General features: G+C 70.3%; 24 protein-coding genes and 1 pseudogene. 7 read left to right on the top strand and 18 right to left on the bottom strand.

The features are described from left to right. Nucleotides 1-27: 27 nt before the first annotated feature. Nucleotides 28-561 (bottom strand): hypothetical protein, encoded by a 534-nt coding sequence (locus H0E82_RS02430; protein WP_219338375.1) that lies wholly within the window; start codon nt 559-561, stop codon nt 28-30. Nucleotides 562-631: 70 nt separating this feature from the next. Then, nucleotides 632-1,354: an SGNH/GDSL hydrolase family protein gene (locus H0E82_RS02435; RefSeq protein ID WP_180543392.1), complete on the bottom strand. Its 723-nt coding sequence runs from the start codon at nt 1,352-1,354 to the stop codon at nt 632-634. A 213-nt stretch (nt 1,355-1,567) separates the two neighbouring features. Between H0E82_RS02435 and H0E82_RS02440 the strand changes: the two genes are divergently transcribed. Genes H0E82_RS02440 through H0E82_RS02460 form a run of 5 tightly spaced genes read left to right on the top strand, consistent with a single transcriptional unit; the run spans nt 1,568 to nt 5,048 of the window. Next, nucleotides 1,568-1,948 carry a diacylglycerol kinase gene (locus H0E82_RS02440; protein ID WP_180543393.1) on the top strand — a complete coding sequence of 127 codons (381 nt, stop codon included), beginning with the start codon at nt 1,568-1,570 and terminating at the stop codon, nt 1,946-1,948. Between the two features lie 52 nt (nt 1,949-2,000). Next, entirely contained in the window at nt 2,001-2,780 is a 780-nt protein-coding gene (locus H0E82_RS02445) for a TerC family protein (protein WP_180543394.1), read from the top strand. 4 nt (nt 2,781-2,784) lie between these two features. After that, entirely contained in the window at nt 2,785-3,684 is a 900-nt protein-coding gene (lgt, locus tag H0E82_RS02450; RefSeq protein WP_180543395.1) for a prolipoprotein diacylglyceryl transferase, read from the top strand. Between the two features lie 37 nt (nt 3,685-3,721). Then, entirely contained in the window at nt 3,722-4,516 is a 795-nt protein-coding gene (locus H0E82_RS02455; RefSeq protein ID WP_180543396.1) for a thymidylate synthase, read from the top strand. Nucleotides 4,517-4,520: 4 nt separating this feature from the next. Then, a complete protein-coding gene (locus H0E82_RS02460) occupies nt 4,521-5,048 on the top strand; it encodes a dihydrofolate reductase (RefSeq protein WP_425600305.1) in 528 nt (175 codons plus the stop codon). A gap of 136 nt (nt 5,049-5,184) precedes the next feature. On the opposite strand, the pseudogene H0E82_RS02465 reads toward H0E82_RS02460, so the two are convergent. The 10 genes and pseudogenes from H0E82_RS02465 to H0E82_RS02510 all read right to left on the bottom strand — a co-directional run bounded on the left by H0E82_RS02465 (nt 5,185) and on the right by H0E82_RS02510 (nt 15,066). Next, nucleotides 5,185-6,280: pseudogene (locus H0E82_RS02465) on the bottom strand (symmetrical bis(5'-nucleosyl)-tetraphosphatase). 3 nt (nt 6,281-6,283) lie between these two features. Further along, nucleotides 6,284-6,667 carry a Co2+/Mg2+ efflux protein ApaG gene (apaG, locus tag H0E82_RS02470; RefSeq protein ID WP_180543398.1) on the bottom strand — a complete coding sequence of 128 codons (384 nt, stop codon included), beginning with the start codon at nt 6,665-6,667 and terminating at the stop codon, nt 6,284-6,286. Between the two features lie 38 nt (nt 6,668-6,705). After that, complete coding sequence (gene rsmA / locus H0E82_RS02475; protein WP_180543399.1) at nt 6,706-7,515, bottom strand: 16S rRNA (adenine(1518)-N(6)/adenine(1519)-N(6))-dimethyltransferase RsmA; 810 nt, start codon at nt 7,513-7,515, stop codon at nt 6,706-6,708. Between the two features lie 25 nt (nt 7,516-7,540). Next, the gene (locus H0E82_RS02480) at nt 7,541-7,885 is read right to left on the bottom strand and encodes a tRNA-binding protein (RefSeq protein WP_328796940.1); all 345 of its coding nucleotides are present in this window, start codon (nt 7,883-7,885) and stop codon (nt 7,541-7,543) included. Then, on the bottom strand, nt 7,882-8,862 hold the full coding sequence (pdxA, locus tag H0E82_RS02485; protein ID WP_180543400.1) for a 4-hydroxythreonine-4-phosphate dehydrogenase PdxA: 981 nt from the start codon (nt 8,860-8,862) through the stop codon (nt 7,882-7,884). The genes H0E82_RS02480 and pdxA overlap by 4 nt, the downstream gene beginning before the upstream one ends. Before the next feature lie 157 nt (nt 8,863-9,019). Then, on the bottom strand, nt 9,020-10,339 hold the full coding sequence (locus tag H0E82_RS02490; protein WP_180543401.1) for a peptidylprolyl isomerase: 1,320 nt from the start codon (nt 10,337-10,339) through the stop codon (nt 9,020-9,022). Next, the gene (gene lptD / locus H0E82_RS02495; RefSeq protein ID WP_328796941.1) at nt 10,336-12,804 is read right to left on the bottom strand and encodes an LPS assembly protein LptD; all 2,469 of its coding nucleotides are present in this window, start codon (nt 12,802-12,804) and stop codon (nt 10,336-10,338) included. The genes H0E82_RS02490 and lptD overlap by 4 nt, the downstream gene beginning before the upstream one ends. A 157-nt stretch (nt 12,805-12,961) precedes the next feature. Continuing rightward, nucleotides 12,962-13,873 (bottom strand): histone deacetylase family protein, encoded by a 912-nt coding sequence (locus H0E82_RS02500; protein WP_180543521.1) that lies wholly within the window; start codon nt 13,871-13,873, stop codon nt 12,962-12,964. 42 nt (nt 13,874-13,915) lie between these two features. Continuing rightward, nucleotides 13,916-14,467 (bottom strand): cob(I)yrinic acid a,c-diamide adenosyltransferase, encoded by a 552-nt coding sequence (locus H0E82_RS02505; RefSeq protein ID WP_180543403.1) that lies wholly within the window; start codon nt 14,465-14,467, stop codon nt 13,916-13,918. A gap of 11 nt (nt 14,468-14,478) precedes the next feature. Beyond that, a complete protein-coding gene (locus tag H0E82_RS02510) occupies nt 14,479-15,066 on the bottom strand; it encodes a hypothetical protein (protein WP_180543404.1) in 588 nt (195 codons plus the stop codon). Between the two features lie 86 nt (nt 15,067-15,152). Here H0E82_RS02510 and ubiH point away from each other — a divergent pair, with 86 nt between their 5' ends. Both ubiH and H0E82_RS02520 read left to right on the top strand, forming a co-directional pair. After that, nucleotides 15,153-16,361: a 2-octaprenyl-6-methoxyphenyl hydroxylase gene (gene ubiH, locus H0E82_RS02515; protein ID WP_180543405.1), complete on the top strand. Its 1,209-nt coding sequence runs from the start codon at nt 15,153-15,155 to the stop codon at nt 16,359-16,361. Continuing rightward, nucleotides 16,358-17,536, top strand: coding sequence for an FAD-dependent oxidoreductase (locus tag H0E82_RS02520; protein ID WP_180543406.1), 1,179 nt, complete (start codon nt 16,358-16,360; stop codon nt 17,534-17,536). The genes ubiH and H0E82_RS02520 overlap by 4 nt, the downstream gene beginning before the upstream one ends. 7 nt (nt 17,537-17,543) lie before the next feature. On the opposite strand, the gene H0E82_RS02525 is transcribed toward H0E82_RS02520, so the two are convergent. The 6 genes from H0E82_RS02525 to H0E82_RS02550 are packed head-to-tail and all read right to left on the bottom strand — an operon-like array spanning nt 17,544 to nt 22,729. Beyond that, a complete protein-coding gene (locus tag H0E82_RS02525; RefSeq protein ID WP_180543407.1) occupies nt 17,544-18,479 on the bottom strand; it encodes a DUF808 domain-containing protein in 936 nt (311 codons plus the stop codon). 58 nt (nt 18,480-18,537) lie between these two features. Further along, a complete protein-coding gene (locus tag H0E82_RS02530) occupies nt 18,538-18,879 on the bottom strand; it encodes a hypothetical protein (RefSeq protein ID WP_180543408.1) in 342 nt (113 codons plus the stop codon). A 15-nt stretch (nt 18,880-18,894) separates the two neighbouring features. Next, on the bottom strand, nt 18,895-19,998 hold the full coding sequence (gene rlmM / locus H0E82_RS02535; RefSeq protein ID WP_180543409.1) for a 23S rRNA (cytidine(2498)-2'-O)-methyltransferase RlmM: 1,104 nt from the start codon (nt 19,996-19,998) through the stop codon (nt 18,895-18,897). Between the two features lies 1 nt (nt 19,999). Beyond that, a complete protein-coding gene (locus H0E82_RS02540; RefSeq protein ID WP_180543410.1) occupies nt 20,000-20,560 on the bottom strand; it encodes a nucleoside deaminase in 561 nt (186 codons plus the stop codon). A gap of 25 nt (nt 20,561-20,585) precedes the next feature. After that, nucleotides 20,586-20,969: a hypothetical protein gene (locus tag H0E82_RS02545; RefSeq protein ID WP_180543411.1), complete on the bottom strand. Its 384-nt coding sequence runs from the start codon at nt 20,967-20,969 to the stop codon at nt 20,586-20,588. After that, on the bottom strand, nt 20,966-22,729 hold the full coding sequence (locus H0E82_RS02550; protein ID WP_180543412.1) for a glutamine--tRNA ligase/YqeY domain fusion protein: 1,764 nt from the start codon (nt 22,727-22,729) through the stop codon (nt 20,966-20,968). The genes H0E82_RS02545 and H0E82_RS02550 overlap by 4 nt, the downstream gene beginning before the upstream one ends. Nucleotides 22,730-22,834: the final 105 nt, after the last annotated feature.

A 22,834-nucleotide genomic window follows, 5' to 3' on the forward strand; every position in this document is an offset into this window, starting at 1 on the left:
AGCGCGCCCCCGACCGGCGGAGGCGCGTCAGAAGCCGAACAGGAGCCTCGGCGCGGCGTGCTGCTGCGGCCATTCCAGCCAGGCGACGTCCGAGGGTCCGATGGCGTGATCGACGAGGCGCCAGCGCTCCGGGCTGTCCGCGCCACGCGCTGCAGATCCGGCGTCGCCGCTTGCGCCGGGGCCGTGCTCGGGGTCCGCGTCGGCCGTCTCCGCTTCGCGCGACGGCGCGCCGGTATGCACCAGGGCGACGTAGACATCCGACATTCCACCAGCCGCGGCCCGCTCGGCGTAGACGGATCCTGCGAGGTCCGGCCGGCCGCCGTCGGGCGCGTGCATGGTGCCGAGCAGGAAGGCCCAGCGCCCCAGGCGATCCAGGCGCTCGACATCCAGCAGCACCTGCTCACCGAAGGCCTCGTGCAACGGCGCGGACGCGACTGCGAGCAGCGTGTCGTAACCGGGATCACCCGGTCGCTGCGGCGCGACGCTGGACTGGGCGAAGGCGTGGGACATGGCGGCTCCGGTGGCGAGGACGGTCAGGGCGATCGCAGCAGCGGCGTGCATGGGCTGCTCCGGCAAGGGTCGGGCCGAGACTGGCAGCGCCGACCTTCGCCGCCGGTGAACAACCCGGGATTCAACGCACCAGGACCGGGCGGATGAGTTCCCGCCACAGGGCATATCCGTCGGCGTTCATGTGCAGGCGATCGGCGAGGAACAGCGCCTCACGGGGCCGCCCATCGGCGTCGAGCATCGGGTTGAAGACATCGACGTAGCGCACCCGCGCCTGCGAGCCGGCCCAGTCCGCCAGCAACCGGTTGGTCTCCCGTTGCACCGGCAGCAGCCCGGCCCGGGATGGGCTCGGCTTGATTCCTAGCAGCACCACGGGCGTGCCCGGCAGTGCGGCGTGCACGCGGGCCACGAAACGTCGCGTGTCGTCGAGAACCTGGCGCGGTGTCCGGCCTTCCGCGGTGTCGTTGTCGCCGGCGTAGAGCACGATCTGGCGCGGCCGGTAGCGCAGCGCGACGCTGTCGGCGTGCCAGACCGCGTCGCGAACCTGGGAGCCGCCGAAGCCGCGATTGAGGACCGGCACCTCGGGAAAGTCGCGAGCCAGCGTCTCCCACATGCGCACCGAGGAACTGCCGGTGAAGACCACGGGAGCGCTCGGCGGCGGGTGCGCCGCGTCCTCGGCATCGAACCGGGCCATGTCCTGCGCCCAGTCGGGCGTGGACACGGGGTCGAGGCCCTCCGCCCATGCCGCGGTCGCCCCGCCTGGACTGGCGCACGCCGTCAGGGCGAGCAGGGCCGTCAGCAGCAGCGCGGAGACGCCGGGGCGCGTCGCCTCGGGGGAGCGTCGCATCGGTGGACTCCGGGGCAGGTGGGCGGACAGTCAAGCAGCACGCCGGCCGGGATGCAAACCGCAGGGCCGTCGCCGGGGATGTGGCAGAATCGCCGGCCGTCCGTCGTTCCGTCCGCCCTCCATGCCGCCCAGCCTTCGCAGGTCGTCCGCCTCATGCGCCGCCACGTGCGCGCAGCGCCGGCGTGTGCATGCCGATGGTGCGGGACGCTGACGATGGCCGACGAAACGGGCCATTGGCCACGCGGCCCGGCGCGGATGCTCAAGGCCACGATCTGGTCCTGCCAGGGGCTACGCGCGGCTTGGCTGCACGAATCCTCGTTCCGTCTCGAAGTGGTGCTGCTCGCGATCCTCGCGCCGCTCGCGCTCTGGCTGGGCGAGACCGGGGTCGAACGTGCGCTGCTGCTGGGCTGCTGCCTGCTGGTCCTGGCGGTGGAGCTCCTCAACTCGGCGATCGAGGCGGTGATCGAACGCTACGGCCCCGAACATCACGAACTCGCCGGTCGCGCCAAGGACATGGGCTCGGCGGCGGTGTTCGTCACCATGATCAACGTGCTGGCGGTGTGGGGTCTGATCCTGCTGCCGCGCGTGCTGTGACCGGCGCGGTTCCCCCCGCCCCGCCGCCCTTTATTTCGAGGATGCGTGTCCCATGATGGAGTTGCTGACCGACCCCCAGGTCTGGATTCTGCTGATCACCCTGAGCGCGATCGAGATCGTGCTGGGCATCGACAACCTGGTCTTCATCTCCATCGCGGTCAGCAAGCTTCCGGTGGAGAAGCGTGAGTTCGCGCGCAAGTTCGGCATCGCCGTCGCCTGCATCACCCGCATCCTGCTCCTGCTCACGCTGGCCTGGCTGGCGCGGCTGACCGACCCGCTGTTCGAGGTGATGGGGCGCGGGATCTCGGTGCGCGACCTGATCCTCATCCTCGGTGGCCTGTTCCTGGTGGTGAAGGGTGCGATGGAGATCCGCGAGCAGATCCGCGGCGAGGATCCCGAGGCTCACGGCGCGACCGGAAAGGCCGTGGCCTCGTTCGGAACGGTGATCGCGCAGATCGCGGTCATCGACATCGTGTTCTCGCTCGACTCGGTGATCGCCGCGGTCGGCATGGCCGGCGAGTACATCCCCGTGATGGTGGCCGCGATCCTGATCGCGGTAACGGTGATGCTGCTGGCGGCGCAGCCCCTGGGCAAGTTCATCGACGCCAACCCCACGGTGAAGATGCTCGCACTGGCCTTCATCGTGCTGATCGGCGTGTATCTGATGCTCGACGGCATCGGTATCCACATCCCGCGCGGCTATATCTACGGTTCGATGGGCTTCTCTGCGGCGGTCGAACTGTTGAACCTGTGGGCCAAGCGCAACGCGATGCGCGTGCGCGGCGAGCCGCTGCCGCCGGTCGACGAACCCACCCATCCGCTTCCGCGCTGATCCGATGACGATCCTCCACCAGATCGACCCGATCGCCGTTCACCTGCCGCAGATCGGCGCATTCCAGCCTTCGATCCACTGGTACGGCCTGATGTACCTGCTGGCGTTCGGCGTGGCCTGGCTGCTGGGTCGGCGTCGGATCCGCGCCGGCCGCCTGCCGGGCGTCGACGCCGAGGCCTTCGGCGACCTCCTGTTCTACGGCATCCTCGGCGTGATCCTCGGCGGCCGGATCGGCTACGTGCTGTTCTATGCCTTCGGCGACCTGCTGCGCGATCCACTGATGCTGGTACGGGTCTGGGACGGCGGCATGAGCTTCCACGGCGGCCTGCTGGGCGTGCTCGCCGCGGCCGCCTGGTGGACGCGCAAGCACCGCCTCCACTTCTTCGACGTCATGGATTTCGTCGCGCCCTGGGTGCCGCCGGGTCTGGGCTTCGGCCGCATCGGCAACTACATCGGCGCCGAGCTGTGGGGCAAGTACACGCAGGCCGGCTGGGGTGTCGTGTTCCCGACGGATCCCGCGTTCCAAGGCTGGTCGGCCGAACGGCTGCAGGCCGAGTTCGCGACTGGCGCGCTGGACCCGTTCGCGCGCCATCCCTCGCAGCTCTACCAGGCCTTTCTCGAGGGCTTGGTGATGTTCACCGTGCTGTGGTGGTTCTCGCGCAAGCCGCGCCCGCGGTACGCGGTCTCGGGTCTGTTCGCGCTGCTCTACGGCGTGTTCCGTTTCATCGTCGAGTTCGTCCGCGTCCCCGATGCCGAGCTCGGCTATCTGGCCTTCGGCTGGTTGACCATGGGCCAGGTGCTGTCGCTGCCGCTGATCGCGCTGGGCGTGTTCCTGCTGTGGAAGTCGCGCAACGCGCCGGTGCTGCAGCCGGTGGCGCCCACGGCCCCGGACACCACGAAGTGAGGGGGCGCCCGCCCCGCCGCGTCCGACGAAGAGTGCGATGAAGCAGTACCTCGATCTGTTGCGGCACGTGCTCGAGCAGGGTGCCGAGAAGTCCGATCGCACCGGAACCGGCACGCGCAGCGTGTTCGGCTGGCAGATGCGCTTCGATCTGGCAGCGGGCTTCCCGCTGGTGACAACGAAGAAGCTGCACCTGCGCTCGATCGTCCACGAGCTGTTGTGGTTCCTCAAGGGCGAGACCAATGTCGCCTATCTGCGCGACCACAAGGTCACGATCTGGGACGAATGGGCGGACGCCGATGGTGAGCTCGGCCCGGTCTACGGCAAGCAGTGGCGACGCTGGACCGGCAGCGACGGCAGCGAGATCGACCAGATCCGCTGGGTGGTCGACGAGATCCGCCGCAATCCGGATTCGCGCCGCCTGATCGTCTCGGCCTGGAACGTGGCCGACCTGCCGCGAATGGCCCTGATGCCCTGCCACACCATGTTCCAGTTCTACGTCGTGGACGGGCGCCTCAGCTGCCAGCTCTACCAGCGCAGCGGCGACATCTTCCTCGGCGTGCCGTTCAACATCGCCAGTTATGCCCTGCTGACGCATATGGTCGCGCAGGTGTGCGGGCTCGGCGTCGGCGACTTCGTGCACACGCTGGGCGACGCGCATCTGTATGCGAACCACTTCGAGCAGGCGCGCACGCAGCTCGCGCGAACGCCGCAGGCGCTGCCGACGCTGCGCCTGAATCCCGAGGTCTCCGACCTGTTCGCGTTCCGCTACGAGGACATCGCGATCGAGGGCTACGAGCCGCTGCCTGCGATCAAGGCACCGGTGGCGGTGTGAGGGCGTGGGCGTGAACGACGGCGAGGAGCGGAGCGCACCGACCCTGGTGCTGGTCGCCGCGCTGGACCGCAACCGCGCGATCGGTCGCGGCAATGCGATGCCCTGGCATCTGCCGGACGACTTCCGCCACTTCAAGGCAGTCACCATGGGCCGCCCGGTGTTGATGGGGCGGCGTACGGCCGAGGCCATCGGTCGGCCGCTGCCCGGACGCGTCAATCTCGTGTTGACCCGGAGCGGACGTGCGCCCTTCCCCGGCATGCAGCCAGTGGCCACGTTGGACGAGGCCTGCGCGATCGCCGCCGGGCAGAAGGCCCCCGAGCTCTGCGTGATCGGCGGCGGCGAAATCTACGCGCTGGCGCTGCCGCAGGCCGGCGTCCTCCAGCTGACCCACGTGGATGCCGAGGTCGAGGGCGCCGATGCGTTCTTCCCGGCCTGGGATTCCACCCGGTGGCGCGAGGTCGGGCGACGGACCCACGCGGCGGATGCGCGCCATGTCCACGCTTTCGACTTCGTCGAGTATCGGCGCAGCTGAGCGTCCGCACCGGCTGCCCCGGCGTCCGGACATGCGCATCGGTCGCGCAGGGATGGCATCCCCTGCGCCATGCCCGGTTGGATCCCTTCCGACGGAGCGGCCACGCCACCCGATCGCCATGCGGCGCAGCCGTGGTCTAGAGAGGTGCGAACCGGTCGAGACCCGGCCCAGAGGCGCCGGGTGGCGGACGAGACGCGTGCGGCACAGGCGCTGCGCGCGGCGGCGTCCCCGATCGGGGACGCGCGTCAGACCTGGATCCGACGGAGGCCGGCAGCGTGGCCACATGCGCCGCGCCGCGTGGCACGGGTGGACGTGGGATGGCCGGGGCTGCGGGACGAGCGATCCGGCGTGTGCCTCGACGGCGCCGCTGCGCCCTCCGCTCAGGCGCCGGGCTTGCGCGGCGGCAGGTCGGAGACGTCGCGCCCCGGCACCTGCACGATGCGCAGGGTGTCGGCATCGAGCTGCAGCGCGGTGAGCTTGCCGCCCCAGACCGCGCCGGTATCGATCGCGTGCACGCCGTGGCCGATGAACAGGCCGAGCGTCGACCAGTGGCCGCATACGATCTTCAGGTCGCGCTCGGCGCGACCGGGCACCTCGTACCAGGGATAGAGCCCGGGTTGCTGCGTGCCCGGCTGGCCCTTTTCCTCGAAGGCGATGCGGCCTTTCGGCGCGCAGTAGCGCATGCGGGTGAAGATGTTGATGATCGCGCGATCGCGATCCGGTCCCGCCAGGTTGGGCGACCACGCCGGGCGGTCGCCGTACATGTTGCGAAGCAGTTTGCGATAGCCGTCGCTGCGCAGCTTGCGCTGGATCTCGCCGGCGTGGCGCTCGGCCAGTTCGGTCGTCCACCGCGGCGCCAGGCCGGCGTGGAGCATCATCCAGCCGAGCGTGCGGTCCACATGCAGCAGCGGACACCGGCGCAGCCAGTCCAGCAGCACGTCGCGATCCGGCGCGAACAGCACACCCTGCAGGTCGGCATTGACCTTGCGCTGGTCCTCTTCGCGTCGCTCTGCGATCGCCAGCAGCGAGAGGTCGTGGTTGCCGAGCACGCTGACCACGTTGTCGCGCAGCGAATGCACCAGGCGCAGGGTCTCGATCGATTCGCCACCGCGGTTGACCAGATCGCCGCAGAACCACAGGCGGTCCTGCGCCGGGTCGAACCGGATCGCGTCGAGCAGGCGTCGCGTGGGGTCGTAACAGCCCTGCAGATCGCCGATCGCCCAGACGGCCATGGACTAGTGCAGCGTCCGCGGCACGGACAGGGTGAACGGCGGGATCGGCGCATCGAAATGCGCACCGTCGTCGCCGACCATGTCGTAGCGGCCTTCCATCGTGCCGACCGCCGTCGCCAGCACGGCGCCGGAGGTGTAGGTGAACGCTTCGCCAGGCTCGAGGCGCGGCTGTTCGCCCACGACGCCTTCCCCACGCACCTCCTCGATGCGGCCGTTGGCATCGGTGATGATCCAATGGCGCGAGACCAGTTGCGCGGGCAGACGGCCGACGTTGCGGATGCGGATCGTGTAGGCGAAGACGTAGCGATCGTCGTCGGGCCTGGATTCCTCGTCGAGGAAACGCGTCGCGATCTGGATTTCCAGTGTGTAGTCGGCGGTCTCGTTCATTGCCCGGCCAGTGTAGCCGGATGGCATGAATGCTACGACTACGTTGCCGGCGACAGATTGCCCAGGCGCACGAAATCCGCGACCGACAGCTGTTCGGCGCGCGTCTGCGGATCCACGCCGGCGGATGCGATCTCCCCTGCATCCATCAGCGCACCGAGCGCGTTGCGCAGGGTCTTGCGCCGTTGACCGAATGCCGCGCGCACGATGGCGGCGAAGCGCGCGTGGTCGTCGATCATGATCGTGTCCGTGGGCCGCGGGCGCAGGCGGACGACGGCCGAATCCACCTTCGGCGGCGGCCGAAACGCACCCGGCCCGACGGTGAAGAGCGCGGTGACGTCGCAGTAGGCCTGCAGCATGACGCTCAGGCGACCGTAGACCTTGCTCCCGGGCCCGGCGGCCATGCGCTCGACCACTTCCTTCTGCAGCATGAAATGCATGTCGACGATCGAGGCCGCGTGCGCGAGCGCATGGAAGAGGATCGGCGAGGACAGGTTGTAGGGAAGATTGCCGACCAAGCGGATCGGCGCACCGACGGCCAGCCCACCGAGATCGACATCGAGCACATTGGCGTGCACCAGGGTCAGATTCCCGTAGGCACTGGCCTGCGCCGCCAGCGGCGCGAGCAGATCGCGGTCGAACTCGATCGCGGTCAACGCCCCGTGGCGCTCGAGCAGCGGGAACGTCATCGCGCCCTGGCCCGGCCCGATCTCGACGATGCGGTCGCCCGGACGGGGAGCGATCGCAAGCACGATGCGGTCCACGACGCCGCGCTCGTGCAGAAAGTTCTGGCCCAGGGATTTCTTCGCAGGACCCGTGAACGCTTCGGAATGTGGGGTGTATCGGCTCATCGTCGGCCCGGCGTCGGAAGGTGGCTCACAGCAGCCGGGTGCCAGGCGCGACGTCGCCATCGGGCACGCACAGGCGCACCGCGCCGTCTGCGTCGTGGAAACCGGTGATCAGGCATTCGGACATCAGTGGACCGATCTGTTTGGGTGGAAAATTCACCACGCCCACCACCAGACGGCCGATCAGCGCTTCGGGCGTGTAATGCCCGGTGATCTGCGCGCTGGACTTGCGCAGTCCGATGTCGGGCCCGAAGTCCACGTGCAGTACGAGGGCCGGCCGGCGCGCGGCCGCGAACGGCTCGGCCGCGACGACCCGGCCGACCCGAAGGTCCACGCGCATGAACTCGCTCCATTCCAGCGGCGGCGTACTCACGGCAGGCCACGCCGTTGGCAGGCCAGCGCCGCGCACTGGTCGATCGCGGCGAACAGGCTCGACGGATCGGCGAGGCCGCGACCGGCCAGCTCCAGCGCCGTGCCGTGATCGACCGCCACACGCGGGTAGGGCAGGCCGAGGGTGAGGTTCACCGCCGACTCGAAGCCGCTGAACTTCAGCACGGGCAGCCCCTGGTCGTGGTACATCGCGAGCACGGCGTCCGCCTCGGCCAAGCGTGCCGGCAGGAACGCGGTGTCGGCGGGCAGCGGCCCGAGCAGCTGCAGGCCCTCGGCACGCAGACGCTCAAGTACAGGGCCCATCGTGTCGAGCTCCTCGCGGCCGAGGTGGCCGGCTTCGCCCGCATGCGGATTGAGCCCGAGCACCGCGATCCGCGGCGCCGCGAGCCCGAAGTCGCGGCGCAGGGCCGTATCGAGGATCCGCAGCACGCGGTCCAGCAGCACGGGGGTGACCGCATCCGGCACCGCACGCAACGGCAGATGGGTGGTGGCCAGGGCCACGCGCAGGGTCGGGTTGGCGAGCATCATCACCACGTCGCAACCCGCGTCCTCGGCCAGCAGTTCGGTGGTTCCGGTGTAGGGCACGCCGCCGTCATTGATCGCGGCCTTGTGCACCGGCCCGGTGACCATGCCGTCGAACCCGCCCGCGCGGCAGCCGGCAGCGGCCTCCAGCAGGGCGTCGACCACGCTGCGTGCATTGGCCGACGCGGGCGTGCCGAAGCGGGTCGCCTGGGGATGCGGGCGATGCAGCAGGCGCAGCGTTCCAACCGGCACCGGCCCGGCCTGGGCATCGGCGAACCGCAGCGTGCGGCCGATGGCATCCGCAGCACGCTGCAGGGTAGGGCGATCGCCGATGACCACCAGATCGGCCTCGACCGGATGCCAGGCCGCGCGAACGCACAGCTCCGGTCCCACGCCGGCCGGCTCACCGGGCACCAGGGCCAGGCGCGGACGGCTCACGGCTGGCGTCCCACAGTGCCGGACAGTGCCCGGAGATGCGGCTGCGAGGTGCCGGTCCGGCACGCACCGCGGCCGCGCGTCGGCTCGAGGAGAACTCCGCGGGACGGCCGCCAGGACGCGCGGACCGTCATGCGATCCGGCGTGACGGTCGCAGGATTCATCCGCCGCTGCCCGCGACCTCGGGATCGGGATTGGGGCCGATGCGGATGCTGACGTAGGCCTCGCCGCGCAGCTCGCGCACGTAGCGGTCCCACTCGTCTTCCAGCTTGCGCTGGCCGATCGCCTCGCGCGCCTGCGCGCGCCGGTTGCTGTCGTTGCCCGACGACTGCCGCGTGGCCATCCGCTGGACGATGTGCCAGCCGGCCTGGGTCCGGAACGGGGCGGACACGCCGCCGTTGTCCAGCGCCGCGACCTGGCTGCCGAAGTCCGGGCCGAACTCGTCCTGCGTGAACCAGCCGAGGTCGCCACCCGTCCCACGCGTGCTGGTGTCTTCCGAGTTCTCGCGGGCGATCTCCGCGAAATCCGCCCCTCCGACGATGCGCGCGCGCAACGTGTCGGCCCGGGCGCGGGCCGCGGCGTCGTCGCCCGCGGGGGCGCGGATCAGGATGTGTCGTGCCTGGAACTCGGTCACCGTCGCCCCGGCCGACTGCGCCGCGTCGCGCGTGTCCACCAGCTGCAGCAGCTGGAAGCCGCTGGGGCCGCGGATGGGGCCGAGCACCTGGCCGGGCTGCAGCGAGGTCACGGCGGTGGCGAAGGCAGCCGGGATCTCGTCGGTGCGACGCCAGCCCAGATCGCCGCCTTCCAGCGCATTGGGGCTGTCGGAGTAGCGAACGGCGGCGGCCGAGAACTCCATTTCGCCGCGGTCGAGCAGGCCCTTGATGCCGTCGATCTTCTGCTGGCCGATCTGGATCTGCTCCGGGGTCGCCCCTTCCGGCAGCGCGACGAGAATGTGCGCCAGCCGGTACTGCGCACCGGTGGCCTGGGCGGACAGCGCCGCATCCACTTCCGAGTCGCTGACCGAAATGCGGCTCTGCGCGAACCGCTGGCGCATGCGCTGGATCATCAGCTCGTCGCGCAGCGATGCCCGGAAATCGTCGAAGGACATGCCGTCGCCGGCGAGCTGCTGGCGCAGCTGGTCCATCGTGAAGTTGTTCTGCTGCGCGATCGCGCCGATGGCCTGGTCGACCTCCTCGTCGCTGATGCGCACGCCGGTCTGCTGGGCGCGGGCGGTCTGCAGGCGCAGGGTGATCAGGCGTTCGAGCACCTGCCGCTCGAGGATCTGCTGCGGCGGCAGCTGGTCCTGGCGCGTCGCGTACTGGCCGCGGATGTTGGCGACGGCGCGCTCGAGCTCGCTCGCGAGGATCACGTCCTCGTCGACGACCGCAGCGATGCGGTCGAGCGGCTGCAGGTCCTGCGCCTGGGCGGTAGCGGCGAACAGCACGGCGGCCGCCGCGAGGGAACGGATCAGTGTCTTCATTGGCTCAGGCCGGGAGTGAGGGTTTCCACGTCGTCGCTGTTGCGCAGCTCGGACGGCGGCACGAGATAGAGGTCATCGCGGTAATAACCGAGAATAGCACGGCGCAAACGGTCTTCCGTATTGGGTCCCGCCGAGCCGAGACCCTTCAGTTCAAGTTCGAACATGATCGCGTTGTTCAGCTCGCCCTGGCGGTTGCGCAGGTAGCGCCGGCCGACCACGCGCGCGGCCAGGCAGCAGCTGTCCCACTGCACGCCGGCGATGGCTTCGAGCAGGCGGTTCTCGGTGAACGAGTAGTAGTAGCGGCCGATGACGCTCCAGGCCGGGCTGATCGGATACAGGAACGAGAAATCCGCCTGCTCGATCAGGTCGCCACGGCGGCGGTAGGCGAAGTTGACGATCCCCTCGTCGCCAATGAGGTAGCGGGTGCGCAGTGACATCAGGTCTTCGCGGCGGAACTTCGGGTCCCACTGATAGCCCGCGCTGACGGTCCAGCGGTCGTTGATGGCATAGGTGGAATCCGCGACCCATGCCGAGCGGCCCTGCTCGACCTGGGCCTCGCCCGGGACCGTCACCCGCGAGTCGTCCAGATAGACGATCTGGCCGAGGCTTGCGGAGAGTTTCTCCATGCCGTCGGACTCGCGGATCAGCCGCGTGCTCATCGCCAGCGTGATCTGGTTGGCGTCTGCTTGGCGGTCGGCGCCCGAGTAGCGGTTGTCGCGGAACAGCTGGCCCCAGCCGAAGGTCAGCGGACTGGTGTCGAACAGTGGCAATGCGCTCTGCTCGCGGTAGGGCGAGTGCAGGTAGTACACGCGCGGCTCGAGCGTATGCAGATAGTCCTCGCCGCGGAACCGGCTGTTGCGGTCGAAGAACAGGCCGGCATCGATCGAGGTGATCGGCTGGCTGCGGCTCGGTCCGCTGTCGCGATAGAGAGCGAGCGTTTCGGCCGGCACCGGCTGATTGCCCGGGATGCCCAGCTCGGCGCGCGCGCGCTGGTCGGCGATGCGGTCGGCCAGCACGCGGTCGAGTGCGTACGAGGTGTGACGCCATGCCACGGTGGGCCGGATGAACCAGCTCGGTCCTTCCAGCGGCAGGGAGACGTAAGGCTTCAGGTCGACCCGGGTACCGCCCGGCCGCGCCACGTCGTCGACGTGCGCGAACCGGGTGGCGGTCGAGTCGATGCCCGCATTGATCCAGCGGCCGTACGGCCGCTGCCAGCTGAAGAACGCATGCGGCAGCCGGTTGTAGGGCAGGACCGCCTCGGGCAGCGTGTAATCGGTGAGGAGCTGGTAGTCGCCGAGCACGCCGGCGTTCCAGAAGCCCAGGTCGCCCGACGTGCCCTGACCGAACACGCCCACCTGGCTCAGCGCACTGACCGCGGAGATGCCGTCGATGTTGTTGCTCGAATCCTCCAGGTAACGCGGATCGCTCATCCAGGTCAGGCTCGCGCGGCCCTGCCAGCGGCGGTTGAGGTCGGCCGAGCCGTTGAAGCTGAGGAAGGCGCGGTCGTCCTTGCGCCGGTTCTCGACGATCGGCACCTGTTCGGCCTCCAGCTCACGCTCGCGGCTGGCGAGCTTGTCCGAGGGCAGGAAGGCCGCGTCGAACTCGCCGCGGGTCGAGCCGGTCATGAAGCGGAACTCGCTGCCGAGCTGCACGCCGCGCCGGCTCATGAAGCGTGGCTCCAGGGTCAGGTCGTAGTTCGGCGCCAGGTTGAGATAGATCGGCTGGGTATAGTCGAAGCCGTTTCGCCCGGATTGGGAGATGCGCGGATAAAGCAGGCCCGAGATGCGGCGCTCGTCCACCGGAAAGCGGAACCACGGCACGTAGAGCACCGGCACCTTGCCCACGCGCAGGGTGGCGCTGCGCGCCGTGCCCATGCCCATTTCGGTGTCGACGTCGATCCGGTTCGCGCGCAATTCCCACCAACGGTCGCTGGGCGGACAGGTGGAGTAGGTCGAGCCGATCAGCGCGCCCTGCGCGCCGGTCATCCGGATCTCCTCGGCGCCACCGTTGCCGCGACGCGCGGTGAGCTGGTAGCGGACGTTGTCCATCCGGTAGGCCTCGGCGATCGAGTCGCCCTCCAGGCGGTCGGCGATCACCCGCATTCCGGAGTCCTGGTAACGCACGTTCCCGTTGGCGACGAACGTCCCGTCTTCCTGCGAGAACTGCAGGTCGTCCGTACCGAGGAACTGGTCGCCGCGGCGCAGGGTCACATCCCCGCTGACGTTGCCGGTGAAGTCGCTGTCCACACCCGACAGGCCTTCGAACTGGTTGCCGTCGATGTTGGTCGGCTGCCTCTCGCGGTCCTCCACCGAGCCCACCGGTGCCTGGGCGTCGGCGAAGGCCGGCACGGCATCCTCGATCGGACACAGCGCCCAGTAGTTGGGCCGAAGCACGTCGTCGGCCTGGGCAGTCAGGGAAAGGGCGATGCAGAACGGAAGGGGCAGCAGGCGTAGGGCAGGGCGCACGGTGGATCCGTTCAGCGAAAAACGTGCGCCAGCATGCCGGATCGCCCGTGCAGCGGCAATGCAGCGGCAGCAGGCCGCGTTCACACATGAGCTGCAGGGACGATCGCCGCGCGCGTCGGCGACGGGCGCGGCGAATCGGCGCCCCCAGCCGCGGCGGTCAGTCCGACAGGGCCTGCAGATGGGCCACGCTGCAGGCACGCAGGGCGTCGAGGTCGTAACCGCCCTCGAGCATCGACACCAGGCGGCCCTCGGCATGGCGATCGGCCAGCGCGACGAGTTCCCGGGTCAACCAGGCGAAGTCGGTGGCGTCGAGTTCGAGCTGCGCCAGCGGGTCCAGCCGATGCGCATCGAAACCGGCCGAGACCAGCACGAGCTGGGGGGCGAACGCGTCGATCTCGGGCAGCAGGCGCTCGCCCCACGCCGCGCGGAACCGTGCCCCGTCGGTCCTCGGCGGCAGCGGCAGATTGACGATGTTGCCGACGCCGCGCTCGTGGCGCTGGCCCGTATCCGGATACAGCGGAAGCTGGTGCGAGCTCACGTACTGCACGCGCGGCTCGGCCTCGAAGATCGCCTGGGTGCCGTTGCCGTGGTGGACGTCGAAATCGATGATCGAGACCCGGGTCAGACCGAAGCGGTCGAGCGCGTGCGCCGCGGCCACCGCGATGCTGTTGAACAGGCAGAAGCCCATCGCGATGTCGCGGGTGGCGTGGTGGCCGGGCGGTCGCACGGCGCAGAAGGCGCGCCGTGCCTCGCCCGCGAACACCAGTTCCACCGCGGCGATGCCGGCGCCCGCCGCGTGCAGCGCAGCCTGGGCCGAGCCGGGAGAGAGCACGGTGTCCGCATCCAGCGGGATCCGGCCTGTGGGCCGCGACTCGAGGACGGTCGCCAGCAGCGTCTCGTCGTGCACGCGCAGCAGCTGGCCGCGGGTGGCGGCCGGCGCCTGACGCAGGTCGAGCTGTGGATCGGCCGCACGCAGTGCTTCGATCACCGCGGCCAGACGTTCCGGCCGCTCTGCATGACCCGGTCCGGTGTCGTGATCGAGGCCGCTGGCGTGCGAGAACACCGGCACCCGCCGTGTATCACCCCCGAAGCCGACCGGATGGTGCATCGTTCAGCGCCGGCGCTCGTGGCGCCACAGGACGTCGTCGTGTCCCCCGGCACGGGCCAGCACCCGGGCCAGCACGAACAGCAGGTCCGACAGCCGGTTGAGATAGCGCACCGCCTCGGGGCGCACCGGCTCCGAGCGCGACAGCGCCACCGCGTCGCGCTCGGCCCGCCGCACGACGGTGCGCGCGACGTGGCAGCGCGCGGCGGCCTCGCCGCCCCCGGGCAGGATGAAATCCTTCAGCGGAGGCAGGTCGTCGTTGTAGCGGTCGAGATGCGCTTCCAGTGCCGTCACGTCGGCGTCCTCGATCGCGGCGTGGCCGGGGATGCACAGTTCACCGCCCAGATCGAAGAGCTGGTGCTGGATGGTCGTGAGCAGGTCGCGGACGTCGCCCGGAACCTCGGCCGCCAGCAGCAGACCGATACACGAATTGGCCTCATCGACGGTGCCGTAGGCGGTGACCCGGGCGGACTCCTTGGCGACGCGGGTGCCGTCGCCGAGCCCGGTCGAACCGTCGTCGCCGGTGCGGGTGTAGATCTTCGAAAGGCGGTTGCCCATCGCGCGCCGGCTCAGTCCGCGTGGACCGCACGCGGCGCGGCGGGCTGCGGCAGGACGCGGGTCAACAGGACGTGCAGCATGGCGGCGGCACCGACGTACATCGCGGCGACCCGCATGTAGGGCAGCAACCAGTCGCTGTAGTTCTTCCACCAGCCGGCAAGGGTCGGCTCGACGACGCTGCTGCTGATCCAGTAGAAGCTGCCCTGCGCGAGCAGGTGGCACAGGGCCACCGACCCCACCAGCGCGGCGGCGAGCCTCAGCGCCTGCACCAGCCCCGGACCGGCGGCTCGGCGGCGCAGCCACAGCCCGCCCGCCCACATCGCGAAGTAGGCGGGCACCAGGCACCAGTACGCCGGCGAGACGCAGTAGTGACTCCAGAACGAGAGCCCCTGGCCGGTGATCACGGCCCAGTCCACCGCCACCGCCAGCACCATCAGCGCCGGAAACGCCCAGCGCGACCATGTCGAGAGATAGAAGCCGCCGATGAAGAACACCGCCCACGAGGCGTCGGGCACCGCGCCGAAGTGGTGCAGCCGCGTGCCCGCCAGCAACACGGCGAGCAATGCGAGGATCGTGGCGCGTCGGGCGACGGGATTCATTGCAACTCCGGGACATTCGGGCGGATCACGCCGGGCATTCTAGCGGAGGCGCCGGGGGCGTGCGCCGGAGCGCTTATCATCGGCACATGGACCATGTACACCAGGTGGCGATCGTGGGCGGCGGCCTGGTCGGTGCGAGCCTCGCGATCGCGCTCGACCGGGCCGGTATCGACGCCGCGCTCGTGGAGGCGACACCGGACGGGGCGATGCCGGCCGTGTTCGACCAGCGCAATCTCAGTTTCGCCGAAGCCAGCGTCAACGCGCTCACCGCGCTGGGCGTGCTGCAGAAGCTCGCAACGCCGCCGGGACCGATCCGCCGGATCCACGTCAGCCGCGCCGGTGATTTCGGTCGGGTGTGCCTGGACGCGCAGGACTACGACCGCGCGCAGTTCGGCCAGGTGGTGGTGGCGCGCGATTTCGGCCTCGCGCTGGACGCGAGGCTGGCGGAGGCGCGTCATGTCGCCCGCTACCGTCCCGCCCGGCTGACGACGCTGGCACGCGATGAGGCCGGGCGGCCGCTGCTCCACCTCGAGGGCGCCGACGGGCCGCAGCGGATCGCCGCCGCTTTGGTGGTCGCGGCGGACGGCAGCGATTCGCAGACCCGTGCCGCTTTGGGTATCGATGCCGCCGTGCACGATTATCGTCAGGCGCTGTTCGTGGCCCGGCTGCGCACCGCGCGGCCGCCCGACGGCGTGGCCTACGAGCGTCTGACCGCCAGCGGACCGACGGCCCTGCTGCCCCGCGGGGATCGCCACTACGGCCTGGTTCACGGCGTGGACGCGGACGACGCCGGCGCGGTGGCGGCGCTGGACGACGCGGCCTTCCTGGCACGCGTGCAGGACACGTTCGGGTGGCGCGCCGGCCGGTTCGTCGACGTCGGACCGCGCAGCCGCTACGCATTGCGCCGTGTGGTGGCCTCGCGGCTGACCGCGCCGCGCGCGGCGCTGGTGGGCAATGCCGCGCAGACGCTGCATCCCGTCGGCGCCCAGGGCTTCAACCTGGGACTTCGCGACGCATTGACGCTGGCCGAACTCGTGACCGGGCAGCCGGATCCCGGCGCGCCTGGCCTGCTGGAGGCCTATGCCGCGCGGCGCCGCGAGGACCGGGCGGCCACCCTCGGGTTTTCCGACGGCCTGGCCCGGCTCACGTCCAATCCGTCCCTGCTGCTGCGTCCGCTGCGCAGCCTGGGTCTGCTGGTACTGGAACGCGACGCGGGCTTGCGCGCAGCGCTCGCCAGCGGGGCGATGGGCTATCGCGGGCAGGTGCCGGCACTGTGCCGGGCGGGGGGGGCATGAGCCGGCGGGGTCCGCGCGACGTGGTGATCGCCGGGGGCGGCGTGGTCGGCGCGGCCTGCGCGCTGGCCCTCGCCGGTCGTGGGTTCGACGTGGTGCTGGTGGAGCCGCGCGCGCCGGCGCCGTGGACGCCGGCATCGCCCGATCTCCGGGTCTATGCCCTGGCCCACGACAACGCGCGCCTGTTCGGGACGATCGGGGTCTGGGCGGGCGTCGAAGCGACCCGCGCCCACGCGTATCGCCGGATGGAGGTGTGGGATGCCGGCGGCGGCAGCGCGCTGCGCTTCGACGCCGACGCGCTGGCGAAGCGCGAGCTCGGCTGGATTGTCGAGCACGGCTTGCTAGTGGACCGGCTGTGGTCGCGCCTGCAGGCCGCGGGCGTGGACGTCCGCTGCCCGGGCGCCCTCGAGGCGGTCGACGAGGGCGATGCGCGGATCTCCGTTCGCCTCGAGGACGGCACCCGGATCGACACGACGCTGCTGGTCGCCGCCGATGGCGCGGACTCCGCGGCGCGGCGTCTGGCGGGGATCGACACCCGGGCCCGCGATTACGGGCAGAGCGGCGTGGTCGGCTACATCCGCAGCGAGCGGTCGCACGAAGACACCGCGTGGCAGCGCTTCCTGCCCGGTGGACCGCTGGCCTTGCTGCCCTGCGCCGACGGCCTCAGCTCGATCGTCTGGTCCGTGCCGACGGCAGAGGCGGAGCGCTTGCTCTCACTCGACGAGGCCGCATTCGCCGACGCGCTGACCCGTGCCTCGGGCGGGCGTCTGGGCGCACTGGCGCCGATATCGGTCCGCGCCGCGTTCCCGCTGCGCCGCCAGCTCGCGGCCACCCAGCGTGCCGGCCGTGTACTCGTGCTCGGAGATGCGGCCCATGTGGTGCATCCACTTGCCGGGCAGGGCGTGAACCTCGGTCTGCGTGACGTCGCCAGCCTCACGGCCGTGCTCGGCGATGCCCTGGACCGCGGGGCCCGCTGGGACGCACCACAGGCCCTGGCGCGCTGGGCACGTGCCCGTCGCAGCGAGAATACGATCGCGGCGCATGCGTTCGAGCTGATCAACGACGTCTATTCCAACGACTCGGTGCTGCCGGTGCTGCTGCGCAGCCACCTGCTGGGCATCGCGGGGCGGGTGCCGCCGTTGAACCGCCTGCTGTGGCAGCGGGCAGCCGGCGGCTGATCGCGACTCAGTGGGCGGGCGCGGCCTGTCCGCGCAGACGTCTGACGAGCGCGACCGCGCCGACGGCCAGTCCGCCGGCGAGGATGCCGACCGCGGCATTGATCAGGGTCGGCGTGATCGCACCAAGCACGCTGCCGACCGTCGGCAGGCCGCCGAGTCCGTTGGCGGTGCGCGTGATCCAGGTCGCGAGATCGTGGATGCCATGGGTGATGATGCCGCCGCCGACCAGAAACATCGCCGCCGTGCCGGCGATGGCCAGACCCTTCATGAGCCACGGCGCGGCGCGGAGGATGCCCCGTCCGGCGGCACGCGCGAATCCGGATGCCGCCCGGCTCAGGGCCAGGCCCGCGTCGTCGAGTTTCACGATCCCGGCCACGAACCCGTACACGCCGATGGTCATCAGGGCCGAGATCCCGACCAGCACACCGAGCTGGGTGGTGAACGCCGCACCCGCCACGGTGCCGAGGGTGATCGCGATGATCTCCGCCGACAGGATCAGGTCGGTGCGCACGGCACCGCGGATCTTGTCGCGCTCGAAGGCCACCGGATCGACCTCCGCGCCGGCCAGCGCCGCGGTGCGGCCGGGCTTGGCGGCATCGTCCTCGGCCCGGTGCACGAGCTTGTGCAGGACCTTCTCGAAGCCCTCGTAACAGAGGAACAGGCCGCCGGCCATCAGCAGCGGGGTCACCAGCCAGGGCAGCCAGGCACTGATCGTCAGGGCCGCCGGTACGAGAATGGCCTTGTTGCGCGCCGAGCCTTTCGCCACCGCCCAGACCACCGGCAGCTCCCGGTCGGCCTTGACGCCGGTGACCTGTTGCGCATTGAGCGCCAGGTCGTCGCCGAGGACGCCGGCGGAATTGCGCGCGGCCAGTTTGGTCATCACCGCCACGTCGTCGAGCACGGTGGCGATATCGTCGAGCAGGGTCAGCAGGCTGGACGCCATGCGGGTGGATCCGGGAGGGAGGGCGCGCGCAGTATGCAGCGCGGATGCGGCTTGCGTGTCAGCGCACGAGCGCCCAGGCGGCGAGCCCGAAGGCCAGTACCGCGACCGTGGCGGCGACCAGCGCCAGGGCCTGGGCCCGGACCAGTCGAGCCTCCGCCCGCGCAGCCGCCAGATGCAGGGCCTCGATGGTCTTCTGCATGTCCGCGGCGAGCTTGCCGATGGAATCCGCGTTCTGGCTGGCCGCGTCCTGCAGCTCCACGATCTGCGCATCCACCACGTCGTTGCGCCGCTGCTGGCCGAGGTCCACCAGCGGGGGCGGCGTGCGGGTGAAGATCGGCCGCGCCAGACGCACGATCTCGGGCAGGTACGGGGCGACGACGGTGATCCAAGCTGCGGCCATGGTGCGTGCTCCGGCTTATTCGATGCTGGCGTAGACCGTGATCTCTTCGCGGTCGTGATAGAGCTGGCGCGCGCGGATCACCAGGTCCGGGTGCTCGCCGGCGGTGTTGGCGAACAGGTCCAGCGCCTGCAGGGTCTCCTGCCAGCGTTTCTTCATGGGCAGCTTGAGGTTAAAGATCGCGTGCCGGCACCAGCCCTCGCGAAACCAGGTCGCCATGCGCTCGGCCACGCGCCGGGGCTGTTCGACCATGTCGCAGACCAGCCAGTCGACCGCACCCACGGGCTGGTAGCGGAAGCCGTCGACCCGGTGATGGTCGACCAGGCCGGTGTCGAGGAGCCCGGGCTGCATCGGGCCGTTGTCGACCGCAACCACGCGCATGTGTTCGCGGGTCAGCACCCAGGTCCAGCCCCCGGGGGCGGCGCCGAGATCGACGGCCCGCATGCCCGGTTTGATGCGCGCGCTGCGCTCACGCTCGGTCAGCAGGACCATGAAGGCCTCCTCGAGCTTGAGCGCCGAGCGCGAAGGCGCATCGGCGTGTGTGCGCAGGCGCGGTATGCCCATCGGCCACGGCGCGCTGTCGCCCACCACCGACTGGGCCAGAAACGCATGCGTGCCGGAAACGAAGAACACGTGCAGCCGGGGGAACCGCGTCTCGTCCTTCTGGCTCAGGAACCCGCGCTTGCGCAGTGCCGGGCGCAGGGCATTGCCGAAGCTGCGTGCCAGGCCGGCGAGCTGCTTGCCCTCGTCCGAGTCGGGATGTTCGACCATCAGCTCGCCATGGCGGCCGCGGCCGGCCAGCACCTCGAAGATCGGGGTGATCCGGTCGGTGGGATCCAGGTCGCGCAGCTCGGCGAGCAGCATCAGCTTCTGGCGGGCGAAGATCAGCTCGCGGAACGGCAGTTCATGGGTCAGCGACGGGCCGTTGTCGGAATGGAACAGCACATAGCCGTCGTTGCGCCGCGTCTGCGCGTACCCGGCCACGTGTACGCCGGCCGCCCGCTCGGTGAGCTCGGCAGCGAGATCCGCCTCGAAGCCCGGACGGCAATAGCACAGCAGTCCGCTGGCGGAGGGCGGCGCGCGGGTCGCGTCCGAGAGCGGCGTCGGCTCGATGTCGGCCATGTCAGTATTTCGCTCCGTCGGTCTCGCCGTAGGTCCGCAGCACCGCGCGGGCGTCGTCGCGCAGTAGGTCGCGGATCACCTCGATACCGCGCGCATTCAATGCGCCGATCCAGTCGGCGGGCAGCGGGCCCTCGTCGAACGGCGTCAGCGCTTCGACATCCTCCGAGCGCGCGCCGATCAACAGCCGGTCGATACCGGCCCAGACGGTGGCGCCGTAGCACATGCAGCACGGCTGCGAGGACGTCGCCAGCGTCACCGGACCGATGCGCTCGTTGAGCCGCGGCGTCTGCAGCCGTTGCTGGGCCAGCATGTAGGCCATGGTCTCGGCGTGCGCCACCGAGCAGCTGTGCGACATCACCCGGTTGACGCCGACGGAGACGATGCGGTCGCCACCGTCGAACACCGCCGCACCGAACGGGCCGCCGCTCTGCGCCTCGATGTTGAGTCGCGACAGCTCGATCGCCAGCGCTACCTTGGCGGCGTCGCCCGGATAGACGCGCGCAGCGTCGACGTGCTGGTGGACCCAGGCGGGCAGCGTGAGGTGGACCTGTGCATGGAGCATCGAACAGCCTTTGAAGAAGAACGCCTCAGCGCTCGAGCGGAGCCATCGGCGCCGCTTCGCAGCGGTTGGCGACACAGCGACAGGCCGTGACGTCCTGGAAGCCGCATACCGAGGCGATGCCGCGTCGTGCGCAGTCGGCCGCGACCGCCTCGGGATCGACGACCGCGGCGGTGTTCACGCACGCCGGATACGCGCCGCAGCAGTTGCCGACGTTCTTGACCGTGCAGTCGGCATCCCGCGTGCAGCGGGTGTCGGGCGACAGCGGCGTGCCGGCCAGGGCGGACGGCGCCCCGTGTGGAACCGTGATGCCGGGTGCCTCTGTCGGAAGGGCTGCAGGCGCGTGCGGCGCGGCGCAGCCCGCCAGCCACAGCACGAGCGGCACGAGCAGCCACGCCCGCATGGCGCTCATGCGCGCACCGCCCATGTGTCGCGCAGGGTCACGCTGCGGTTGAACACCGGCCGGTCCGCGGCATGGTCGTGGCGGTCTGCGACGAAGTAGCCCAGGCGCTCGAACTGGAACGCCTGCTCGGGCGCGGCCGTCGCGGCGGCCGGCTCGACATAGCCGGTCACGCTGCGCTTCGACTCCGGATTCAGATGGTCGCGGTAGGTCTTGCCGGTGGATTCGTCGTCGGGCTTCTCGACCACGAACAGGCGATCAAAGAGCCGGACCTCGGCCTCGACCGCATGTGCGGCGCTGACCCAGTGGATCGTGCCCTTGATCTTGCGGTTGGCGCCGTCCATCCCCGGGCGCGACTCGGGATCGAGCGTGCCGCGCAGCTCGACGATCGCGCCGCCCTCGTCCTTGATCACCTCGTCGCAGCGCACGATGCCGGCGCCGCGCAGGCGCACTTCGCCGCCCGGGATCAGACGCTTCCACCCCTTGGGCGGCACTTCGGCGAAATCCTCGCGCTCGATCCACAGCTGGCGCGAGAACGGCACCTCGCGCGTGCCCTGGGCCTCGTCCTTGGGATGGTTGGAGAAGGTCAGCGTTTCGGCGTGGCCCTCGGGCAGGTTGGTCAGCACCAGCTTGAGCGGATCGACCACCGCCATGCGCCGCGGCGCGCGCGCGTCGAGATCGTCGCGCAGCGCGCCTTCGAGCACCGAGAAGTCGATCACCGAGTTCTGCTTGCTGATGCCTACGCGGTCGACCAGCAGGCGCAGGCTGGCCGCTGTGTAGCCGCGGCGGCGCAGGCCCTGCAGCGTGTACATGCGCGGATCGTCCCAGCCGTCGACCAGGCCTTCGGCGACCAGCTGGGTGAGCTTGCGCTTGCTCATCACCGTGTAGTTGATGTTGAGGCGCGAGAACTCGATCTGGCGCGGCTTCGCGGCCACGTTCGGCAGGCCGCGCGCCGTCAGCGGGGCCAGCAGCTTCGGAGTGCCCGCCAGGTCCACGCGGTCGACGACCCAGTCGTACAGCGGCCGGTGGTCCTCGAACTCCAGCGTGCACAGCGAATGGGTGATGCCCTCGATGGAATCGCCCAGCGCGTGGGCGAAGTCGTACATCGGGTAGATCGGCCAGGCGTCGCCGGTGTTCTGGTGCGGCACCTGCTTGATCCGGTACAGCGCCGGGTCGCGCAGGTTCATGTTGCCGCTGGCCATGTCGATCTTGGCCCGCAGCGTGCGCGTGCCGTCGGCGAACTCGCCCGCGCGCATGCGCCGGAACAGGTCGAGGTTCTCGTCGACGCCGCGATCACGGAACGGCGAGTCGCGGCCCGGCTCGACCAGGGTGCCGCGGTACTCGCGCACCTGCTCGGCGGTCAGGTCGCAGACGAAGGCATCGCCCTGCCGGATCAGCTTCTCGGCGGCCAGGTAATAGACCTCGAAATAGTCCGAGGCATGGCGCAGCTCGGCCCAGTCGAACCCGAGCCAGCGCACGTCGTCCTCGATCGCGCGGACGAACTCGAGATCCTCCTTCTCCGGGTTGGTGTCGTCGAAGCGAAGGTTGCACTGGCCGCCGAATTCACTCGCGATGCCGAAATCCAAACAGATTGCCTTCGCGTGGCCGATATGGAGGTAACCGTTCGGCTCGGGCGGGAAGCGCGTGCGGACAGCGGCATGTTTCCCGGCCGCCAGATCCTCGCGGACGATCTGCCGGATGAAGTCCTGGCGGGCCGGAGCAACGGCGTCGGACGGTGGTGCGGCGGGATCGGTGGAGCCGGAGGAGGACATGGAATGCGGGACTCGAATGCAGCGATGACGGAATCACGCAGTTTAGCGGACTCGATGTGCGCACCGGTCCGGCCCCGGCGACGGGGTCGTCAACGCGTCTGTGAC

It is taken from the genome of Luteimonas deserti (assembly GCF_013425765.1).
GTDB classification, from domain to species: Bacteria; Pseudomonadota; Gammaproteobacteria; order Xanthomonadales; family Xanthomonadaceae; genus Luteimonas; species Luteimonas deserti.